The organism is Streptomyces atriruber (assembly GCF_001418325.1).
Classification (GTDB): domain Bacteria; phylum Actinomycetota; class Actinomycetes; order Streptomycetales; family Streptomycetaceae; genus Streptomyces; species Streptomyces atriruber.
Genome location: NZ_LIPN01000703.1, coordinates 1 through 1,733 on the forward strand (window position 1 = coordinate 1; position 1,733 = coordinate 1,733).

Below are 1,733 nucleotides of genomic sequence, written 5' to 3' on the forward strand. Positions count from 1 at the left end.
GCCGCGACCCGCCCTGCTCGCGCTGCTCGTCCTGAGCGCTGCCGCCGGGCTCGACGCGGGCAGTGTCGCCGTGCTGAACAGCGCGCTCCCCGCTCTCGGCGCGGAGTTCGGGGCGGCCCCGCAGGCGTTGTCCTGGGCCGTCAGCGGCTATGCGCTCGCCTTCGCCGGGCTGTTGCTCGCCGGGGGAGCCCTCGCCGACCGGTTTCCGCGCCGCCGCGTGCTGACCGCGGGGCTGCTCGCGCTCGCCGCGGGGGCCGTTCCCGCCGTGGCCGCGAGTGACTTCTGGATGGTCGCGGCGGGCCGGGCCGTGCAGGGCGCGGGCGCCGCGATCACCGTCCCGGCGGCGACCGCGCTGGTCGCCGACCTGTACGCGGCGGGCCCCGCACGCTCCCGCGCCCTCGGTGTCTTCGCCTCGGCGCAGGCGGGCAGTTACGGCGCGGGCCTCGTCCTCGGCGGCGTGCTCACCGGAGCGGCGGGCTGGCGGCTCGTCTTCGCGGTGCAGGGCGCGGCGGCACTCCTCACCGCGCTCGCCGCGGTCCGCGTGCTCCCGGCCGGTGCGCCGGACGGGAACCGTCGCGTCGACCCCGTCGGCGGCGCGGCCCTGGTGGCGACGGTCGTCCTGGTCGTCCTCGGCGTCGATCTGCTCTCGCACCGGGGCGCGGGGCGCCTCTTCGCCGTCGCCGCGGCGGCGGGCGCGGCCGGTGCGGCGACGCTGTGGTGGCGGCGCGGTGGCGAGGCGCTGCTCGACCGGGCGCTGCTGCGGATCCCGACCGTGCGGACCTCCGCGGCCCTGGCGGTGGCCTTCTACTTCTGCGTGAACGGCTCGCTCTTCTTCGTACCGCTGTATCTGCAGGACGTACGAGGCATGTCACCGGCTCGGTCGGGGCTCGCGGTCCTGCCGGTCAGCGCGGCCGTGACCGCCACGGCACTGCTCGCCGGACGCCTCGTGGAGCGGCTCGGTGTGCGGGCCGTCCTCACGACGGGACTGCTGCTGACCGGGGGAGGGGTGCTGGTGTGGTGCCTGACGGGTCCTCAGAGCCCTTACTGGTGGCCGGTGTTCGTGGGGCTCGTCGTGACCGGGGCCGGGCAGGGGCTGACCTTCCCCGCGCTCACGGCCCTCGGCCTGCGGGGCGTCCCGCGGGACCGCCAGGGCGCGGCGTCCGCGGTGACCGCCACGGCACTTCAGATCGGCAGCGGGCTCGGCCCCGCGGTCCTCGCCGGGGCGGCTTCGGCGGCCGGCCCGTCGGCCCTGACGGGCCAGCACGCCGCGTTCGCCGTGGCGGCGGGCACGGTGGCCGTGGCGGGGGTGGTGGTCGCGGTCGACGCGAATCCGGAGAAGGAGGCGGTGGCGCGGCGGTTCGGGGCGACGCACTTCTTCCGGTCCACGGAGGGGGTGCGGGAGGTGCTGCCCCACGGGGTGGACCACGCCTTCGAGTGTGTGGGGCGGGTGGAGCTGGTGCGGGAGGCGGTGGAACTGCTGGACCGGCATGGGCAGGCCGTGCTGCTGGGGATGCCGGGGGCGGCGGCGGAGGCGTCGTTCGTGGTCGCGTCGATGTTCCTGGACAAGTCGATTCTCGGGTGCAGGTACGGGAGTTCGCGGCCGCAGCGGGATTTCGCGCTGTACGCGGAGTTGTACCGGAGTGGGCGGCTGCTGCTGGACGAGCTGGTGACGGCGACGTATCCGGTGGAGGACTTTGGATCGGCGGTGGCGGATGCGGAGGCGGGGCGGGTGG

1 protein-coding gene is annotated in these 1,733 nt (G+C 76.3%); it reads left to right on the plus strand.

What is annotated here, in order from left to right; all coding sequences use genetic code 11:
• Positions 1-70: 70 nt before the first annotated feature.
• Positions 71-1,733, plus strand: a 1,663-nt coding sequence (locus AOK03_RS41640; RefSeq protein ID WP_244177968.1) for an MFS transporter, incomplete at its 3' end; no start/stop codon positions are given.